Annotated in this window: 15 protein-coding genes, 1 tRNA gene and 1 pseudogene; 11 read left to right on the top strand and 6 right to left on the bottom strand. The window is 34.3% G+C overall.

Translation table 11 applies throughout. From position 1 onward, the window contains the following. Positions 1-37: 37 nt before the first annotated feature. Positions 38-2,095 carry a hypothetical protein gene (locus tag ACICP6_RS03845; protein ID WP_395462679.1) on the top strand — a complete coding sequence of 686 codons (2,058 nt, stop codon included), beginning with the start codon at positions 38-40 and terminating at the stop codon, positions 2,093-2,095. Positions 2,096-2,149: 54 nt separating this feature from the next. On the opposite strand, the gene ACICP6_RS03840 is transcribed toward ACICP6_RS03845, so the two are convergent. Next, positions 2,150-2,878, bottom strand: a complete 729-nt coding sequence (locus ACICP6_RS03840) for a glutamine synthetase (RefSeq protein ID WP_395462678.1) — start codon at positions 2,876-2,878, stop codon at positions 2,150-2,152. Between the two features lie 326 nt (positions 2,879-3,204). Between ACICP6_RS03840 and dnaA the strand changes: the two genes are divergently transcribed. Then, a complete protein-coding gene (dnaA, locus tag ACICP6_RS03835) occupies positions 3,205-4,587 on the top strand; it encodes a chromosomal replication initiator protein DnaA (RefSeq protein WP_395462677.1) in 1,383 nt (460 codons plus the stop codon). 820 nt (positions 4,588-5,407) lie between these two features. Beyond that, on the top strand, positions 5,408-6,613 hold the full coding sequence (locus ACICP6_RS03830) for a DnaJ domain-containing protein (protein WP_395462676.1): 1,206 nt from the start codon (positions 5,408-5,410) through the stop codon (positions 6,611-6,613). Positions 6,614-6,784: 171 nt separating this feature from the next. On the opposite strand, the gene ACICP6_RS03825 is transcribed toward ACICP6_RS03830, so the two are convergent. Then, positions 6,785-8,020 (bottom strand): metallophosphoesterase family protein, encoded by a 1,236-nt coding sequence (locus ACICP6_RS03825; protein ID WP_395462675.1) that lies wholly within the window; start codon positions 8,018-8,020, stop codon positions 6,785-6,787. A 190-nt stretch (positions 8,021-8,210) separates the two neighbouring features. Here ACICP6_RS03825 and ACICP6_RS03820 point away from each other — a divergent pair. The 7 genes from ACICP6_RS03820 (at position 8,211) to ACICP6_RS03790 (ending at position 15,547) form a co-directional block, all read left to right on the top strand. Then, a tRNA-Leu gene (locus ACICP6_RS03820) sits at positions 8,211-8,298 on the top strand. Positions 8,299-8,329: 31 nt separating this feature from the next. Beyond that, positions 8,330-9,412 carry a GTP cyclohydrolase II gene (locus tag ACICP6_RS03815; RefSeq protein WP_395462674.1) on the top strand — a complete coding sequence of 361 codons (1,083 nt, stop codon included), beginning with the start codon at positions 8,330-8,332 and terminating at the stop codon, positions 9,410-9,412. A gap of 72 nt (positions 9,413-9,484) precedes the next feature. Continuing rightward, positions 9,485-10,168: a virB8 family protein gene (locus ACICP6_RS03810; RefSeq protein ID WP_395462673.1), complete on the top strand. Its 684-nt coding sequence runs from the start codon at positions 9,485-9,487 to the stop codon at positions 10,166-10,168. Further along, entirely contained in the window at positions 10,155-10,961 is an 807-nt protein-coding gene (gene virB9 / locus ACICP6_RS03805) for a P-type conjugative transfer protein VirB9 (RefSeq protein ID WP_395463666.1), read from the top strand. Before ACICP6_RS03810 ends, virB9 begins: the two co-directional genes overlap by 14 nt. Positions 10,962-10,977: 16 nt before the next feature. Further along, positions 10,978-12,471, top strand: a complete 1,494-nt coding sequence (locus tag ACICP6_RS03800; RefSeq protein ID WP_395462672.1) for a TrbI/VirB10 family protein — start codon at positions 10,978-10,980, stop codon at positions 12,469-12,471. Between the two features lies 1 nt (position 12,472). After that, a complete protein-coding gene (virB11, locus tag ACICP6_RS03795) occupies positions 12,473-13,465 on the top strand; it encodes a P-type DNA transfer ATPase VirB11 (RefSeq protein ID WP_395462671.1) in 993 nt (330 codons plus the stop codon). Positions 13,466-13,495: 30 nt separating this feature from the next. Next, positions 13,496-15,547: a type IV secretory system conjugative DNA transfer family protein gene (locus ACICP6_RS03790; RefSeq protein ID WP_395462670.1), complete on the top strand. Its 2,052-nt coding sequence runs from the start codon at positions 13,496-13,498 to the stop codon at positions 15,545-15,547. A gap of 303 nt (positions 15,548-15,850) precedes the next feature. On the opposite strand, the gene ACICP6_RS03785 is transcribed toward ACICP6_RS03790, so the two are convergent. Next, a complete protein-coding gene (locus ACICP6_RS03785; RefSeq protein WP_395463617.1) occupies positions 15,851-16,693 on the bottom strand; it encodes an IS3 family transposase in 843 nt (280 codons plus the stop codon). A gap of 50 nt (positions 16,694-16,743) precedes the next feature. Next, on the bottom strand, positions 16,744-17,007 hold the full coding sequence (locus ACICP6_RS03780; RefSeq protein WP_395462617.1) for a transposase: 264 nt from the start codon (positions 17,005-17,007) through the stop codon (positions 16,744-16,746). Positions 17,008-17,081: 74 nt separating this feature from the next. On the opposite strand from ACICP6_RS03780, the pseudogene ACICP6_RS03775 reads away from it, so the two are divergent. Next, positions 17,082-17,280, top strand: a pseudogene (locus ACICP6_RS03775) (P44/Msp2 family outer membrane protein); the annotation flags it as partial. Between the two features lie 263 nt (positions 17,281-17,543). Here ACICP6_RS03775 and prmC read toward each other — a convergent pair. Further along, positions 17,544-18,383 carry a peptide chain release factor N(5)-glutamine methyltransferase gene (prmC, locus tag ACICP6_RS03770; RefSeq protein WP_395462669.1) on the bottom strand — a complete coding sequence of 280 codons (840 nt, stop codon included), beginning with the start codon at positions 18,381-18,383 and terminating at the stop codon, positions 17,544-17,546. 96 nt (positions 18,384-18,479) lie between these two features. Continuing rightward, positions 18,480-19,727: a hypothetical protein gene (locus tag ACICP6_RS03765; protein ID WP_395462668.1), complete on the bottom strand. Its 1,248-nt coding sequence runs from the start codon at positions 19,725-19,727 to the stop codon at positions 18,480-18,482. Positions 19,728-19,880: the final 153 nt, after the last annotated feature.

The following is a 19,880-nucleotide window of genomic DNA, read 5'->3' as shown; positions in this document are numbered from 1 at the left end:
AGAATATATTAACTAAGAATATAGTGAAGGGGGTGTTATGTTCGGTGTAGTAAATGATCTTGTAAAAGAGAGAAAAACAAGTGGTCAGTTAGAGGATTCTGGTGTTAAGTCAGTTGTACTGAAGGTAGCACAAGATACCTCAAGTGCAATATCTTACTTATCTATGTTATGTGGAAGGATGTCAGAACCATCACAGGATAACGATTGTATTAATTTTATAAAAGGGTTAAAAAAAAGTATAATTGATTGTCGTTCACTACCTTCACTTATATCTCTCGAGGACGATATCAACAGAATAGGGGAAGAAAATCCTACAGCTAAGAACCTTACTATAATGAGATTTCTTCACTCAATTGCAAAAAATGATCAACTATATAAAAAGTTAAAAATTTTAAATGATCTTGCCAAAAATTGTGACGGTACACCTAGCTCCACCAATTATGGAAGGTTTCATTTTCGATTACGTGAGGTAGTAACAGACTTTAAGCTACTAAATCTAGGAGACAAGGTAAAATTCTTAGAATTTTTAAAAGAAAAAAGAGATTTCAAGGTTATATGTGAAACTTATGGTAATTGGTATGCAGATGCTCTAATAAATGATAAAGATTTCAGAAAGCATATAGATGAAGCATTGGATGAAGAAGACGGGCCTTTCGGTGAAAACTTTAGAAGAGATTTACATAAATACACAGAGTTAGCACAGCTAGGAAAAAAAGCTGTAAGTGAGTCTTTTCAAGGCGTTGTAAGTAAGTACTTTAACAAAAAAAACGAGGAAGTGGTGGAAGTCGAGAGAGTGGGTTTCCAAGCTTATTACACAGAAACTAAAAAAGTTTTGAACATTAATTTTACTTATTGCAATAAAGAAATAGCGATTAGTGATATTTTACAATATGACAAAAATACTAGAAATTTGAATATATATTACAATAAAAAACCTGAAGTATCTGTTTGTAAATATGAAGGTAAGAAAAGATATTATGAATTTAAAGAAGGTGCATGTTGTCAAATGACAAGCGAATGGCCTATAGATGAGTCTGGGAGGGTGGTTTCAATTTGTACCATGGTTATGAATCTGGATAGTAATGGAATAACTAAAATAGTGAAATTTAATGGTAAAGAATTTAACGGTGAGGATTATACATTATTGTCAAAGGAGGATAAAAAATTAATAAAAAGAAATGAAGCATTGTTCATTGAAGGCTTTCCCTTATGTGAAGCTGTGGAGGAATTCTTAAAAAAGCAGCGTGGTTTAAGATGTGGAAAAGAAGTAAAATGTGGGGAAGGTATAATACAAATAGGAAAGGGGGAGGAGCATAATCCTGCATTATCATCTGATGCTGTACCTACTAGTAACAGAGGTAATACTGACAGTAACCCTACTACTGATAGCGGTGCATCAATACCTACGGAAGTTAATTTACGAGACAGTGAAACTCAAACAGGAACTACTTCAAAGCAAATAACAGGTCTGGAGTCGAAAAATCAAAGATTGAAGAAAGAAAATACTGAATATAAACAGTTCATTGAAGCAGGATTGCAAGAGATGAATAAAAGGTTTAGTGCACAAGAAAAAGAAATACAGGTATTAAGCAGTGAGTTAAGAAATATCAGTGTAGAAAAGGAAAAATCGGATCAAAGCTTTGCAGAAGCTAAGCAAGAAACTAAAGAGTTGAAAGCACGCAATGACAATCTACAAGATAAACTCAAACGAGGTAAACAAAAAATTGATAAACGAGAAGCAATGCATGTAATGTTAGTGGAGATAGCAAAGAGTGCACTTGACACACTCTGTCTAGATGAAATTGTGCGACACTATGACCAGAAAGGAATATCTGGATTGGCAAAAAAAGCTGAGCAAGAATTGATGAATTCACAATCAGAAAACGATGAGAGCGAAGAATTTGAAAGAGAATTAGAGTTATCACATGCTACATTGAGATGCGTAAGAGGTCTGAAAGGTATTATTCAATGTCTTAATTCATCAAATGATGATGGATATAGCAGTAGCGATGAGGAGCCTGGTAATACATGTTCTAATCCCCCAGTTTCTACCCCAACAAGGAACCGTATGTCGTTGTGTACAACAGTAAGATAATAAAAAGTAAGTAGCTCGCCTTCTTTTGTTAGATATATATCTAATGGTTAGGGTTTATATTAAACTCTCCATCTTATACTGAGGATCAGATGCAATACCATACACTCTATTTGGTGGGATAATTTTGTTTTCTATACCAAAAGCCATGCCTTCAATTATTGCTATAAGCACTTTTTCAAGGTTACAATCTGCTCCAGGAACACGGTGCTCTAGGCGACAATTACCGCCAAAATTGGGGATCCTTATCGCAGCAGTTCTATTATTCACGCCCCAACTAACTGTGGTTGGTGTGTGAATATCTGGATATTGAAACCTGAGATATGAATCATCATTTGGAGCAAAAAATAACATATGTTTTTTCATCATAGCACACAATCCACCAATGCTATGAGTCAAGTAATTATTGTGCTTTTGTTTATTATAGTAAAATAAATTACTGTTGTTTGAATCTACTAAATTAACGTGCACATTTAATGCACTGCCTGCTCTATCCAAATAGGGCTTTGCTTTAAAAGAAACATTCCCACCAAGTCTTTGTGCTGTTTCAGTAAGTAATTCTTTTGTTAACTCAAAATGCTTAATTAAGTCATTGGAATCCGTATAACAACCACTTTTTATCTCGTATTGATGTATAGAACTCTCTTTCTCACAGGAAAATCCAAGTGAAGCTATTTTATTTTTGATATTATTGAGAAACAAGTACTCTTTTTCTATTCCTTCAATAAAAAATTCTAGTTCGATACCAAATTTTACATAATAGTTAAAATTATTTAATGTAGTCATAAATTTGCTTCAGTAAATTTATATTAGGTTAGCTATATTTATATTAACACTTTACTTTTTTGCCAATAAATTTAATATCTTATTTATACATAATATATTATTATCTTTTATAGCATACTGCTAATCCTTGACACAAGCGAAGTTTACAGTTTTTTCAATTTGTTGAAATAAAAATGATCAATTTTAGTGCTTTTATACCCTTTACAACTCATCAAAAATCACCATAATTTTGAGTGTATATTAAGTAGTGTTAGCTTTTCACTTTGCAACAAGCTATTGATTATCTTATGTTTTTCTAATTATTGCTTTTTTTCTTGGTGTGGTGTATGAACTTGATTAACCCTAAGGTTTCTACTATGTTTTTTGACCAAATTGTTACAGTAACGAATCACAATATTGCTTGGGAAAAAATCCAAAATCTTCTTTATAATCTTTATGGGGAGGCAACATATAATAGCTGGCTGAGTTCACTTAGATTTGTTAGCAGCAGAAACGGGGAAGTTTTGTTATCTGTGCCAACAAGATTTATAAAAGAGTGGATTACGGTTCACTACATGAAAAAAATACTATCATTGTGGCAAAATGAAGATGAAAGTATACGTTCTATTGATATTCAAGTAACCGAAGAAAGGAATCCAAATCCTGATACTATAATAAAAAACAGAGAGGAAAGTAATCATAATCTTGGTTCGCCGCTGGATCCAAGGTTCACCTTTGATAATTTTGTAGTGGGAAAGCCAAATGAATTAGCATTTACAGCTGCAAAGCGTGTAGCAGAGTCTATAGATCCAATACCAGGCAGCAATCCTCTGTTTCTGTATGGCGGAGTGGGGCTTGGTAAAACACATCTAATGCATGCTATAGCTTGGCACATAGTCAATTCTCCATCGGCAAAAAGAAAAGTGGCATATTTATCAGCAGAAAAATTCATGTACCAATATATTACAGCGCTACGAAGCAAAGACATTATGCTATTCAAAGAACAATTTAGATCGGTAGATGTATTGATGGTAGATGATGTGCAATTTATTAGTGGTAAAGATAGTACACAAGAAGAATTTTTTCACACTTTTAATGCATTGATAGACCAAAATAAACAGTTGGTTATATCAGCTGATAGATCTCCTAGCGATCTTGATGGAGTAGAAGAAAGGATAAAATCACGGCTCGGTTGGGGATTGGTAGCAGATATTAATGAAACAACTTTCGAATTAAGACTTGGTATATTACAGGCCAAAGTGGAACAAATGGATATGTATGTTCCAAAGGATGTCCTAGAGTTTTTAGCAAGGAACATAAAATCTAATATAAGAGAATTAGAAGGAGCATTAAATAAGGTTGCCCATACTTCATTGATTGGAAGAAGTATGACAGTAGAATCAGCCAGTGAAACTCTAATGGATCTTCTTAGATCAAATCATAAGTCAATCACAATAGCAGAAATACAGAAGAAAATAGCCGAGTTTTTTAATATAAAGGTTGCAGATATGCATTCCAGTAGAAGACTACGCGGTCTTGTAAGACCAAGGCAAATAGCCATGTATTTTGCTAAGAAATTTACACAAAAGAGCCTACCAGATATTGGAAGAAGCTTTGGTGGCAGAGACCATGCTACTGTTATACATGCAGTAAAACAAATAGAAAATTTTATAAAAACCGACTCAGAATTTGCTGATGAAATTAATCAATTAAGAAAGATGTTTAAGTAGAATTTTTAAAACACAGCCACGCACTGGAGTGACAAGCTTGATTGATATCTCTACAAACTTTTGGCAACACGTTGGAAAAACTACTTGACAAACTCTGCCAGCCATCTTATCATAATACTGAAGCTATTTATTTATCTTCGCAATCTGTGCAGGTTAATGACAAAAAACTTAGGGTATTTGGCGTCTCATGTTTAATTTTTCGCACTACGTGCACCGCATGTCTTTATAAAACTTCTGGGTTTTTAAGCTGGAACGCGCTTATAAAACGTTTAAGACATCAAAAAACGTCAAATTGACAAGGGAGAATTTGAATGCTAGCTACCGCGGGTTTTCTTTGCCTTTTTTCCTGCTTAGTAAATTTCTTAAACACTTGCGATGTAGGTTAGCTGCAAATTAAAAGTGGCTAAATCGCTCTTAATCAAGCGTTTTAGAATAAAAAGAACGCCGATATTTTAGTACATGGTAAATAGCCAACCACCACGGGGCTTCTTTTGCCTTTTTTTCGCTTGGTAAATTTCTTAATGTTTATAGCTAAAGCAATTTAAGAGCCCGTGAAGGGTAGCACGTGACGCTGGAATCTAGAAAAAAAGAAGCTGGATTCCAGACTGGGATGACATCATAGGGGCACTGGGATGACAAGAGAAAGGGCTACTGGGATGGTAACAAAGGGAGCACTGAATGACAAAAAGGGCTACTTGAATGACACTATTACGGAGTGAAATGAGATACAAGTTAAGCTCTCATTTTTTACTTTGGTTTCTTGAGTAACCTTGCTAGAATAATAATATATTACGTTAAATTAATTTAGCAAAGAGGGGTTGTGATTCCAAAAACACGTAAAGAGGCATTTAAAGTATTAGGATTATCAGAGAATGCAAGCGAACAGGAGATTACGCAGGCATATCGCAAACTTGCATTGAAATGGCATCCTGACAAATGGTCAAGTAAAAGCCAAAACGAGCAAAATGAAGCAACAGAAAAGTTTAAGGGAATATCAGTAGCACATGGAATATTAACAGATGAGATCAAGGAAGAATGTATTAAACAACAGCCTAATGATGATTGGGCTAATCGGTGGTACGAAAGTTGCAAAGAATGCCACGGTTCGCATTTAAGCAAAGAAGAGTACAGTTTATTTTGTGCTCTTTATAAACAAGATTTAACTGAAACAAAAACTTTGTTAGAAAAAGTTCAAAACATCAACGCACAAGCCAAATTTCGCGATATATTCACTAGCAAGTCAATATTGCATCATATTGTCAAAAATGCTTGCAATGATCCTGGTTGGAGAAAACTCCTTGAAGAAGTTTTATCAAAATATGGTGCTAACAATTCAACATCAGCTATAGATGTGAACATTGTGAGTGAACTTGATGATGGTACGCCTTTAACAATCGCGTGCAAACTAGGCAACCTTGATGTTGTAAATGTGCTTTTAAAGCACAAAGCAGATCCTAACGTATATAATATCTATCCACCACTGCATTATGCTTTAAGAGAAAACAAAATTAGTATCGCTAAGGCGCTTCTTGAACATGGAGCCAAAGCCAAAAAGTTAAACCCTATCGCAATCGTAGAATATAATAAGAGTGCGGTGGAAATGCTCTTACCGCATTTATCTGATAGAACAAAAGATCTGATGTTACATCATATTGCTAAGGATGATAGTGCGGAGACTGGTCACGATATTGAAGTTGCAAAATTACTATTGAATACAGATGTTGACCTCGATTATTATATTCGATGTGCTAAGGAACAGAATAAAAGTAAGCTTGTAAAATTATTTACTGAACATAAAGAAAATGCAATTAACAATAATTTACATCGTGTTCAGCCACCTACAACAGATAATACAAAACATAACTCTCCACAAAAACAATCCTTAGGAAGAAGATGGGCAATTATAGTTCCAACATTACTGTTTGGTGCTATAGGAGCCACACTGGCTATAATGGGAATTATACCTGAAATTGTTGCTATTGGAGCAATCACAACAGCTGTATTATCAGGAATTGCTGTGCTCTAGTAGGTGGAGTAGCAGGATATCTTGTTGATGTAGCGATAAATCAATGCCTTGGCAGTGTGCAGCTTAGCTACTCTGCGGATTCGTGAATTCGCTCGAACCTCCAGTTGCAGGTCATTGAGATTTCGTATTACTTAAACATTAAAGCAATTTTAGAGCGTTATAAAAATAGATTTAGTCTATTTTAAGCTTAAAGTCTTTCGTTAGCTTTGTAGAATACATTTCCTTGTTGTCTTGATTATAGAAAGTAAATTCATAATCGTTTAAGTTTAATATTGCAAAACCAAAGCCAAAGAAGTTTTTAACTTCATGTGCTAAGTAATTTTTACCATTTGAATAATTAAATTCTACATTTTGGTAAGCAGGTTCCTGATCTTGAGCATGCAATAATGCACCACCGTTTCCGACTATAATCTGATCTGGAACATTATTCATTAATAAAATCTGAGCTATATGAATGTGGCCAGAAACTATGGTAGTAACATTACTTGGAAATTTATTCCCAAAAGCTTCAATTTGTGTAAGATTGCCATGACTTTTTAATGTCAAAAATTCTTTCTTTGGAGATCTCCAAAGTGGTATATGAGTTAAAAACCACGTGGGCTTATCTTGTGTCAATTTGTCAAATTGTTTCTCAAAAGCATCAATTGTACTTTGGTTTGTAAAAATATCCTCGCCAGACGAAGAATCGAAGATGAAAAATCTCATCAATCCAGCATCTAAAGACCAACTAGGAACAAGATTTTCACATTTTTCAGACGAAAAAGGGTATGAATCTAGATATCTAAACCATCCTTCATAAGCTCTATCACAACCCTCATGGTTTCCTCTAACAAAAAGAAAGGAAGATTGTAGCAAAATATCCTTTGCAGGCTCAAACCAATCGGCGTACCAAGCTTCTTTATTGTACCCATAAATATCGCCGCACTTTTCCGTATGTCTACATTTTGTCTTTCTATAATGATAATCGCCAACGTGGATGATTAAATCTGGTTCATGAAGAGCAATGGAATCTAAATTTTTTTTTAAAGGCCAGCTATCTACTGAATTACATTCCTGCTGAAATAACGCATTTATTCTGCAGCCTGTGTCACCAATAAAAGCAATTTTGCTAATCTTTTCTGGTAATATGGGAACCTGAATATTGTCAATACTAATGTTTTTTGCACTTGTTTGTACTGTCAGTTCACAAACTGTTTCGGTATTGTTAATTGAACTGCGATTTAGCATTTTTACTTCCTCGCCATCGACATAAGCAATGGGACACATGTCATTGTCTGTAATTGCACGTATGCTTAATTTATTTTCTGGAATGACTTGAGACCATGTGTATAGTATTTGTGCATGGACAGAATGAAAGCTGGTTACAAGAGATAAAGCTAAAAAAATAAAGATGTTAGCTATATTCATGTGTATAAGAACCTAAGTTAAAAATTAGTAGTAAAACTATCTTAAATAATTGAAATTTATAATCACAAAATTCATAACTAAACTATACAGGCAATTATTAAATTATCCTAGTATCAGATTGACACTTTAGATGAAAAATTCTAAAATGATTAAGTAATTTAAAATAATTATATAAAAAATAGAATAAAGTGCGGTCGTGGTGGAATTGGTAGACACGCAGCGTTGAGGTCGCTGTGGCTCATAAGGCCTTGGAAGTTCAAGTCTTCTCGACCGCACCAATCTTCTCATTGTTGTTTTAATGTAGGTGAAATGTTTATAGGAAATCGAGATAAAAATAAAGTAGAAAGGGCTATCAGCGAAATCAGGCGTGGTCTGCCAGTTGTGATATACGATAAAAGTAATTACCTATTGTTTGCTGCTGCTGAAACTTTAGAAAGAAATTTATTTGATCAGTATAAGCTTATATCAGGTAGTGTATATGTTACTTTAACTGCAAGTAAAGTAACATATACATCTCAAAATGAAGAACATAGTGGCAAACGCTTACTAATAAACAATTTTGATGAACTGCTTCATTTAATAAACTGTTCAAAAGGAGATCACACAAAAAAATTGCAATACTTAAAGACAATAGATGAATGTGCTACCGCTTTGCTTAAATTCTCAGAATTATTGCCATACGCGTTAGTGATTGACATGACCTTCAAAGATAGACAGGAAATGCAAGATTGGTGCGAGAAAAATGACGTTATTGCGCTAGACACGTCATTCATAAATAATTTTCAACAAAATCAGGATGTATATGAAGTGTGTAAAACATCATTATTTTTGAAGCAGACTCAAAAAGTAAATATCATATCTTATAGAACCTACAATGGCAGAAAGGAACATTATGCAATCATTATTGGCAATCCAGATGAAGATTGTGAACCATTAGTGAGAATTCATTCTTCGTGCTATACAGGTGACTTGTTAGATAGCTTATCATGCGATTGTAGAAGCCAGCTACATCAAGCAATTCAAATAATGACTGACTCTGGGGGTGGCATTATATTATACCTGATGCAAGATGGGAGAGGCATTGGTTTAACTAATAAGTTAAGAGCATATGATATGCAAAGAAAATATAACCTTGATACTGTAGATGCAAATAGAATATTGGGTTTTGAAGACGATGAAAGAAGTTTTGCTGTTGCAGCTAAAATGCTCAAGAAATTAGGCATTAAAAAAATCCAATTACTTACAAACAATGGTAGAAAGTTATCAGAGTTGAAAAACTATGGTATAGAGGTTACAAATTGTCTACCACTTATTATGGAGCGTAATAAATATAACGATTCATATATAGAGACAAAGTTTGGCAGACTAGGTCATGGGTTAAGAGTTTTTTAGCTTTTTTGTTGTAACTATTTTGTTAGTTTGCTATGTTCGTTAATATAAGTTAAGATTTTTAAGAATGTTAATATGCTAAAATTTTTCAAACAAGAAAAAAGTAATGAGTCGTTGGATAAGGATATAAATTGGAATTCAAGTCGCTATAGCACGGTTGTTACTCAGAGAAATATTTTACTTTTATTTACGTTAATATTATTAGTGGCAATTTCTGTAAGCATATTAGCTATATTTAAAATTAGCACTAACAGCACTATTGAACCATTCGTTATAGAAATTGAAAAGAAATCAGGAATAGTACAGTTGGTTGATCCTGTTACAGTAAAACAATACTCTGCGAATGAAGTGCTAAACAATCATTTTATTGCAGAATATATAAAAGCAAGAGAAGTTTTTGATCCATATCACTACAATTATAACTATTATACAAAGGTAAGATTATTTTCTTCACCTAATGTATATAATGAATTTAGAAATTATATAAGATCGCAGAATATGGATGATCTTTTTAATTTCTATTCGGACTTTGTCAAAAGCGAGTTTAAGATTCGCTCAATTCAAAAATTAGATGACGATACTCTTCAAGTGAGGTTTACTGTAGGATTTACACGAAAAGATGGAAGTTCTGTAAGAAAAAATAAGATAGTCATCATGTCGTATAGATATGCGTCACTTGAAATGGATGATCAGCAAAGATATGTTAATCCGTTAGGGTTTCAAGTTATTTCTTATAGGGTAGATGATGAATATGTATAGAATATTATTAGTTTTAGCTTTACTGATAAGTAGCAACTCAAATGCATCGGTTAATTACAATAAACCTATTTCTGTAGACAGTAGAATAAAAACCTTCGTGTACAGTCCTAATGAAGTATTCATAGTTGTTTTTAGTCAAGGTTACTATTCTTATATTGAGTTTGCAGAAGGAGAGAAAGTCAAAAACATTGCTGTTGGTGATGCATCAAGTTGGAAAATTAACCCTTATGACAATAAATTACTTATCATGCCATTTGAAGTTAGTAGCCGCACTAACATGATTATTACAACAACTAAAAAAAGAAATTATATTTTTGATTTAATCTCAAGACCAAACTACGATAAATATCCAGGTACTGATGCTGAGAAAGTGAGTCATGATTATTCTGCTGAAAAAGATATATCTTACGTAGTACGTTTTTATTATCCTCAAGAGGAAGGTGAATTTGATACTGGTCTAGATGAAATATCAGCACCTACTCAAATGCAACATGTTGTAGAAAATCCAGAACAAGTAATACAAGAAAACGATACGAAGTACAATTATACATATATCAATGAAGGTGGTAATGAGGACATAATACCGATTGAGTTATTTGATGATGGCTATTTAACCTATTTTAAATTTAGGGATAGTAACAAAATACCTCAGATTTTTGCAGAAGAGGGTAAAACTAGATTGTCTTGTAAGAGACTGTTATTTGATGGTTATATTATAATAAAAGGGGTATATAAAAAGTTGATCATGCATTATGAAAATGATGAAGTTGAAATTATAAATAGGTCACTTTAGCTGTGGTACATGCAATATGAATAAAGAAGGGCGTAACAATTCAGAACATGAATCAGAAATAGAGAACAAGGTAGTAACGGTTGGCTCTACTCAAGGTCATAGAGCATTAATGGTTATTATTTTAGTGCTTCTAGTTGGTGGAGTATATTATCTCTATTTTAACCCTTCTTCTAATGAAGAGAATGTAGAGGTTATTAAAAAAGAAGAAACAAAGCAAAACGTTCAAGAGTTGAAAGGAAAGTTGGAACAAGTTCCAGATAATATAGTGGTTCCTGAAAGGGTAATAACTGATCCCTTACCACCTTTACCTCCTCTTCCTACGCCACAAGTTATACCAGAAGTAAAGCAAATTGAAAAAGAAGAAGTGGTAAAAAAAGAAGAAGAAAAACCAAAAGGAACTCCTATATCAAATATGCCTGTTTTGCCAAAGCAAAACTTTCCTTATGGTAATATTACTAGCAATTTACCTACCTCGTTTTCTACAATAGGAGGTGGTGGTTATCCTAAAGATAGGCGTGGTGCACAAATGCTAGCAATTTCAGGTGGTGACAAAGAGGACAAGGCTGCCGATGCCATTTTATCCAACACTTCAGCACAGTTGAGCACAGCTACCAAAGTGGGAAAACTCGGGTTTATGATTACTCAAGGTAAGATTATTGATGCTGTTCTTGAAACTGCAATAGATTCTGATCTACAAGGAATGCTGCGTGCTGTAGTTAGTAGCAATGTTTATGCAGAAACTGGTGATACAGTTTTAATACCTAAAGGTTCAAGATTAATAGGTGGCTATTCATTTGATTCGAATGTTGCAAGAGCCCGCATAAACATAAACTGGAATAGGATCATTCTTCCTCACGGAATAGATATTGCTATTTCATCACCTGGTACCGATGAACTTGGTAGAGCAGGAATAGCTGGAATAGTTGATAACAAAATAGCAAGTGCATTGTTTTCTTCAATAATGCTTGCTGGTGTTTCAATTGGTACGGCTGTTATAGGACAAAAGGCTTCTAATCTTGTTGATTCGCTAACTGCGATGGATGCAATGCAATCCATCGCTGCAACTGAAATAGATGCTTTTCCACTCAAAAAGACTATTATTAAGGGGATAAAGGACAGCACCATTCAACAAACGGTCGAGGGCGCAAAAGGAGAACAGTGGAGATTGAGTCTTGGAGCTATTGAAAAAATTCGGAATGCTAAAAATGAGCAAGATTTGCTGAGAATATTTAAAAAAGAACTAGCAGAATCATTAGGAATTGAGGAAGACAAGGTAATTATAAGCCTAGAAGATGTAACCCAACTGTTAAAACCAATGCAGAAGAGAAGCAAGTCTGTTTATGATGAAGCAATTGGAAAGTCAATCAATGATTTTTCTAAAGACATGCGAGATATAGTCAAAAGATCTACAGATAAAAAACCAACTGTTTATGTTGATCAAGGCACCGCATTGAAAGTATTTGTTAACCAAGATATAGTATTTCCTCCACAAGCAATATTAAATCAATAAGATGAACTATGCTGCACTTGATACATATTTGGAGCCATTACAAGGCATATTTCAAGAAGAAGGCGTAAATGAAATATCAATAAACAAGCCAAAGGAAGTATGGATTGAAAATCGCGGTGAAATAAGGTGTGAAAAATTAGAAATATTCGACCTTAACCATTTAAAATCTCTCAGCAGGTTGATTGCTCAAGCTACAGAACAAAAACTTAGCGAAGAAACACCGTTACTTTCGGCAACATTACCAAATGGTTATCGTATACAGATAGTATTTCCGCCAGCATGTGAGCCCGACAAGGTAGTTATGTCAATTCGTAAGCCCTCTGGTATGCAACTAGCATTGGATGATTACGAAAAAATGGGGGCTTTTTCTGAAACTGTTATAGAAGTGACTGATAATCCAGTGGACCGTCATTTGGACTTACTGTTAAAGCAAAAGAAAATAAAAGAGTTTTTAGAATACGCTGTAATAAATAAGAAAAACATCATAATCAGTGGTGGAACTTCCACCGGTAAAACCACTTTTACTAATGCTACTTTGCGTACTATTCCAGCTGAAGAAAGAATTATTACTGTTGAAGATGCAAGGGAAATCGTTTTGAACGATCATCCCAATAAAGTCCATCTAATTGCCTCTAAAGGAGGGCAGGGCAGAGCAAAAGTGACCACTCAAGATTTGATAGAAGCGTGCTTACGTTTAAGGCCAGATAGAATAATAGTTGGTGAACTTCGTGGGGCGGAAGCTTTTAGTTTTCTTAGGGCGATAAATACTGGTCACCCTGGATCAATATCAACCCTTCATGCAGATAGTCCAACAATGGCTCTTGAGCAAATAAAATTGATGGTTATGCAGGCAAATCTCGGTATTCCTCCAGATCAGATCATACCATACATTAGAAATGTGATTGATATCGTTATTCAGCTAAAAAGAACCAGTGGAGGAAAAAGAAATGTTTCTGAGATATTATTTACTAGATCTGCGAGCGAAAATGCTTAAATTTATACATAAGTTAAGAAAAAGTAGTTTATGAGTAATGGAAATCATCTACGCAATATTTTGATAGGGGGTGTTGTAGTTTTTAGTGTACTGGAGTTTTGTTTCTATTTATCTGGTATATTGTTCTTTCTATCGGTTGACGGTCCGGATGCTGTAGATTTTAAGGCAATTAATCCTAGTTTGACGCCTTTCCCTCAAGCTCTTTGGCCAACAATTTTTGATCATATACAATATTGTTGGCATCATCCAGAGTTATATAGCTTTGAACTAAAAGCGAAATTAGTTTTCTCTTCTGTATTTCCTATCCTCATTTTAATGATTGTCTTATGGAATTTAAGAGAAAGGATAATCGAGTGGCGGCCATTTAGGAAGAGAGAATCACTTCATGGAGACTCGCAGTGGGCATCAGAGAAAGGCATACGAAAAGCGGGATTAAGAAGCAAAAAGGGATTATTACTTGGTAAAGATAAAAGGGGCTACTTTATTGCTGATGGATATCAACACGCTTTGCTATTTGCACCTACAGGTTCTGGTAAAGGTGTTGGCTTTGTAATTCCTAATTTATTATTTTGGGCTGACTCGGTAATTGTACACGACATAAAATTAGAAAACTATGAAATAACAAGTGGTTGGCGAAAGCGACAAGGGCAAAAGGTATACGTATGGAATCCAGCACAGCCAGATGGAATTAGCCACTGTTATAACCCATTGGAGTGGATTAGCGAAAAACCTGGACAGATGGTCGACGATGTACAAAAAATAGCCAACCTAATCATGCCTGAACAAGACTTTTGGCAAAATGAAGCAAGAAGTTTGTTTGTTGGAGTGGTATTATACTTACTTGCTGCACCGGAAAAGGTGAAATCTTTTGGTGAAGTTGTGCGTACGATGCGTAGCGATGACGTGGTTTATAACCTTGCTGTTGTTTTGGACACAATGGGCAAAACAATACATCCTGTAGCGTATATGAACATTGCGGCCTTCTTGCAGAAAGCTGACAAAGAAAGGTCAGGTGTTGTATCAACTATGAACTCATCGCTTGAATTGTGGGCAAACCCATTGATTGACACTGCAACTGCGACAAGTGATTTTAATATTTTGGACTTTAAAAAGAAGAAAACTACGGTTTATGTTGGTTTAACTCCTGATAACTTAACTAGATTAAGACCTTTAATGCAGGTTTTTTACCAACAGGCAACTGAATTTTTGTGTAGAAAATTGCCGTCGGATGATGAGCCTTATGGCGTATTATTTTTAATGGATGAGTTTCCAACACTTGGAAAAATGGAACAATTTCAAACGGGCATTGCATATTTTCGTGGTTATAGAGTTAGATTATTCTTAATTGTTCAAGACACTGAGCAGCTCAAAGGAATATACGAAGAAGCAGGAATGAACTCCTTTTTGTCAAACTCGACTTATAGAATAACTTTTGCAGCTAATAACATTGAAACGGCTAATTTAATATCGCAACTTATAGGAAACAAAACTGTACAACAAGAATCGTTGAACAAACCAAAATTTTTAGACCTGAATCCTGCATCAAGGTCATTGCATATATCTGAAACGCAGAGAGCATTATTATTGCCTCAAGAAATTATTATGTTACCACGTGATGAGCAGATAATTTTAATAGAATCGACTTACCCAATTAAGTCAAAGAAGATTTTGTACTACAGTGATAGCACCTTCACAAGAAGATTACTCAAGCAAACTCGTGTACCTACACAAGAACCATATGATCCAAATAAAGTTTTTTCTGCTGCTGCTAGCAAAGATAAGGTTGATAACAAGGAAAATAATGCTATCGAAGGGCCTAACACTGCTGACTATCCTGTTGAAGCTAAAGCCGAAGATGCAGTATACGATGAATCAGAGGTCGACAATAAATTTGAAGACGAAGATATTGATGATGAAGATATTGACGACAAATTTGAAGATGGAGAAGATGATGATGGGTTTGATGACGAGGAAGATGAATTTGAAGGCGATAATGAGCTAAAAGAAGAAAAAGATGATGACGGGTTTGATGATGATGAATTTGAAGATATTGACGACGAACCAAAGGATAAGAGGAAGTAAAACCGAAACAGCTTGCAGCGCGTTTTTTTACCCATAAAAACGGAGCTAAAATTCCTTGACAAATTCTAACAATCTCATTACCATGACACTAAGGGTATTTCTGACTCAAAACTTGTTTTTGACCTGCAGGCTCAATGACAAAATTCAGTAAAAAACTCAGGGTATTTTTTGGCGGATTACATAAAATTATGGCGGCTGCATGTCTTTTAAATTTTTTCTACATTCAGCCAAATCGCGCTTATACTAAGCGTCAGCACATTGACCTTACCCAGAAAAAGTAGAGAGGAAGTTAAGCCATTTTTATTATGAAAATGATGAATCAAATTTCTCAGGAATGCAATAATTAATAGTAGAATGTCTACGCTGTTTGTTATAAAAAATTTCTATGTACTCAAATATAGCAGTTCTAGTTTGCTGAGCAGAGTGTTGCGAAGTATCAATAAGAAGCTCCCGTTTGAGTGAGCTGAAAAAGCTTTCAACAACAGAGTTGTCATAACAACAGCCTGTGTGACTCATGCTGGAAATGATGTTTTTTGTGTTCAGCAAAAACTGATAATTTTTAGAGGTATATTGTGAACCTTGATCACTATGAAATAGCAGATCTTTGGCTGGTTTGCGCTTATCAACAGCCATCAATAAAGCATCTATAACTAATCGCTTAGTTATTGTACTACTCATTGACCAGCCAACTACCATACGTGAATATAGATCAATTATTGCTGCCAAATATAGCCATCCATCCTTAGTTTTTATGTATGTAATATCAGTTACCCATACTTTATTTGGCTGACTAGTAGTAAAGTTTTGGTCCAATATATTGGGAGTTATAACCCTATTGTCAGTCTGCTGTTTTTTGCTTTTGAATCTTCGCCTCAGTCTAGCTTGAATACCATTTTTTTGCATGATATCCTGCACTGTTTTGATGTTGCAATTTTTACCTAAAGCCTTTAGTTCAGCATGAATCTTAGGTGCCCCATATCTACAATTAGATGCTTGGTATATTTTTTGAATGTCTGCTAGAAGCTGCTCCCTTGTTAATTCTTTGCTGCTTTTCTTCTTACTAGTCCATTTGTAGTAGCCGCTAGCAGATACTTTCAAAATCCTGCATAACTCCTGTACTTTATAGTAGTTTCCATGCTTTTTGATAAATAAATATTTTACTCTTTGTGACTTGCAAAATATCCCAGGGCTTTTTTTTAAATGTCTCTTTCTCTAGTAACTCTTGTTAGTTCTTTCTTTAATTCAAACTTTTCTTTATCACATGGTGCCAACTTTCCCTTACCAGGAAATGCTTCTTCTATTGATCCTTTTTCGTTATATTTTTTTATCCAGTCACTTAGTGTACTGTTATCTATTCCTAAATCTTTAGCTATTTTGCTTGCTGACTGCCCCGTTTCCTTTACCAACTTTATTGCCTCTAATTTAAATTCCACTGTGTAATTTTTTCTGTTCTTTACCATAATAAGCCCTCATAATCATGTTTTATTTTACTTCAAAAATGGCTTAACTTCCTCTCTACTTTTTCTGGGTAAGGTCAGTTTACTATCATTTTAAAAGTGACAGTTTCTCCTTTTCTCCTTATGTTGGAGCTGGATTCGGTGCAACAAGGATGAAAATATTTGGAGAAGCATCAATAAGGCCTGCGGGTCAATTAAAAGCTGGTCTTGATTATACCGTAAATGAGAATGTAAATATGCATATCGGATATAGAGGTTTTGGTGCTCTCGGTAGCAATTTTAATTTTAACGCAGAGGCAAAAGGAGAGGAAGTAGAAGTAACGAAATCGGATGGTGAAAAAGAGAAGCAAATTAGTCAGTTTGATGAATCTAATAAAGCTATTGAGGAATATAAAAGCGATAGCATAAATATAGGCAATACATTATTTACCACACACGGCATAGAGGCTGGCCTTACTTTCCATTTTGCTAGTAAAGCCTAAATATGTTGCCCTTTTAAGCCCTTAAAAAAAACAATAGCTAATAATTAAAATTATTAGCTATTTTCTTTCTACAACAATGCACCTTTTCGTTCCCGCAAAATCATATACATATTCCTGAAAAGATAATCCGTATGAAGGTATTATTTTGTCAATATCATTTTGATCTTCACCTATCTCCAATATTGCAAACCCATTTTTTTTAAGGCACCTTCTCAATATTGGAAAAATACTCAAGTAACAACTCAAACCATCAATGCCACCATCAAGAGCAATTCTTGGCTCTTTTTGCACTTCGGCTTGCAGATCTTTCAATTTACTTCTTTTAATATATGGGGGATTGCTGATTATAAGGTCAAATAAACCTTCGCACTCTGTCCACGAACTTGGAAGTATTTTAGCCCTGCTGAGTAGATTATGTTTTTTTACGTTCTGATAGGCAACTCTATATGCTTTTAAACTCTTCTCAAAGCCGATACCAACAGCATGTTCATACTCACTAAGTACGGATATCAATAAACAACCTGTGCCTGTGCCAAAATCTGCAATTTTTAGTCTCTGCTTTTTATTTGGATAATATTTTAACACTGCTAGGATTATTGTTTCGCTATCTGGCCTTGGATCCAAAACATGCTGGTTAACTATAAAATTCTTACTCCAGAATTCACGATTACCTATTATTTGTGATATTGGATATCTTTCTGCTCTTTTTTTTGTTAATTTCCAAAATAGAAGTTCCTTGTCTATTGGTACCTGACTAGTGTGATTCATAATTATAAATGATCTTTTCACGCCAAGAATATACTGCATGATGATTTCACAATCTAAATATGGTGAATCAACTCTATGCAACGATAATAGTTTTGATCCTTCTTGAATTAAAGTGCTGATTGTTTTCATTACTTCAAAAACTTGGCCATTTCAGCCAAAAATAGCGAGATGAATGGTAGAGCTTCTCGTTTAGAATAGCTGCACTAAATTTCAGTGTCAAACAAATTACAACCTAGTTAGCCCAGTTTTACCGTTAACGTGTGAAACTCTTAGCTCTGTTGAAGGGTTTTTCATTTTTTTTAGCTGAGTATTCAACTCGTTCTGTATATTCGATAAAGCTGAATCAAACTCTTTGTCGACCTGCCTTGCTTCGCGCACGTTATCCATTAATTCCTCCATACCACATATTTCTTGTGGCATGCTTTTGAATAATTCTCTTATTTGGGTCAAGTTTTGACAAATTTTCTCCTGATACCCAGCAATTCTCTCTTGATATATATCAATCATTTTCTGGCATGCACTGCCTCTAAATGGATGCTCTTTCTTTTCCTGTACATAAGAACTCTGAAAATTTTTACAATTGAGGAGTGCCTCTCTATGCTTTTTTATGTCATTAATTATGCTGACTATTGACTCACCTATTTCCCTCGGGTTTTCTTTCCGTTTTTTTCCTTCAATTATACTCTTGGACTCATTTTCCATCTGGTTCATTTTGTCATATAGGCTTTTGCATTCTTCATAAGATGCCATTGGTTGTAATAGTCCTTCTTTTACACCTTTATCATAAACATTCCTCAACTCATTACTTGATAGTATTGCTATAGCATCTTCTCTTTTACCTTGTAATTTAGGGTATTTTTTTCTTAGTGAGTTAATATAATTCAACAGAAAAATCTTAACAGAGTGTTTCTTGTATTCCCTAAGCTCCTCTAACGTAATTCCCATAGCTTTTTCTTGTGACTCTATGTACCCTAAAGCGTCTTCAAAGTCTTGCCTATTAGAGGTGAAAGGTTGAGCTTTTTTTAACTTTTTAATCTCACGCTCTTTTGGATATATACCATTAACTTCAATTACACGGGCAGCACTGGCAGAGTCAATTGCATTTAAGACAATACCGTGATCATTTTGATCTTTTAGGAAACTTTGTAGCTGTTTTTTAAATTCCAGTAAATTATCTAATTTACTTTCAGTAATCTTAGATTCTTTAATAGTATTATTAATATTCTTGGCTGCTTTATTACTTCCTTTATCACCTTTTATTTTCTTTTCAAATCTATGCCATAGCTTATCTTGTAGTGTTTTAAGTTGCTTCTCACCATTATTAAGCAGCTTATTTACTTGATTTTCAAAATCTTCTCTACTTTTAAATCCTAAAATAGTATAGAGATTTTTTTCGACTGTTGGTTCGTCATGTTGTTTTGTTATTTTATTACTTCTGTTGAACAGAAATTTACTGATCTTAGTTATGTCCATAATGTTACCTCAACATTAATGCTACATAATAAAAGTATAAGACTTAATATTTAATTTTTTTTACTTACTGCTACTATTATTAATGTAGTTAACTATGGGGCTAGCATCAATAGCAAGAAAACTATATCCTTGTACCTAGAAAAGTATTTATTG

Source organism: Wolbachia endosymbiont of Cantharis cryptica (genome assembly GCF_964277405.1).
Lineage (GTDB): Bacteria > Pseudomonadota > Alphaproteobacteria > Rickettsiales > Anaplasmataceae > Wolbachia.
This window is presented reverse-complemented; position numbering and strand designations above follow the sequence as displayed.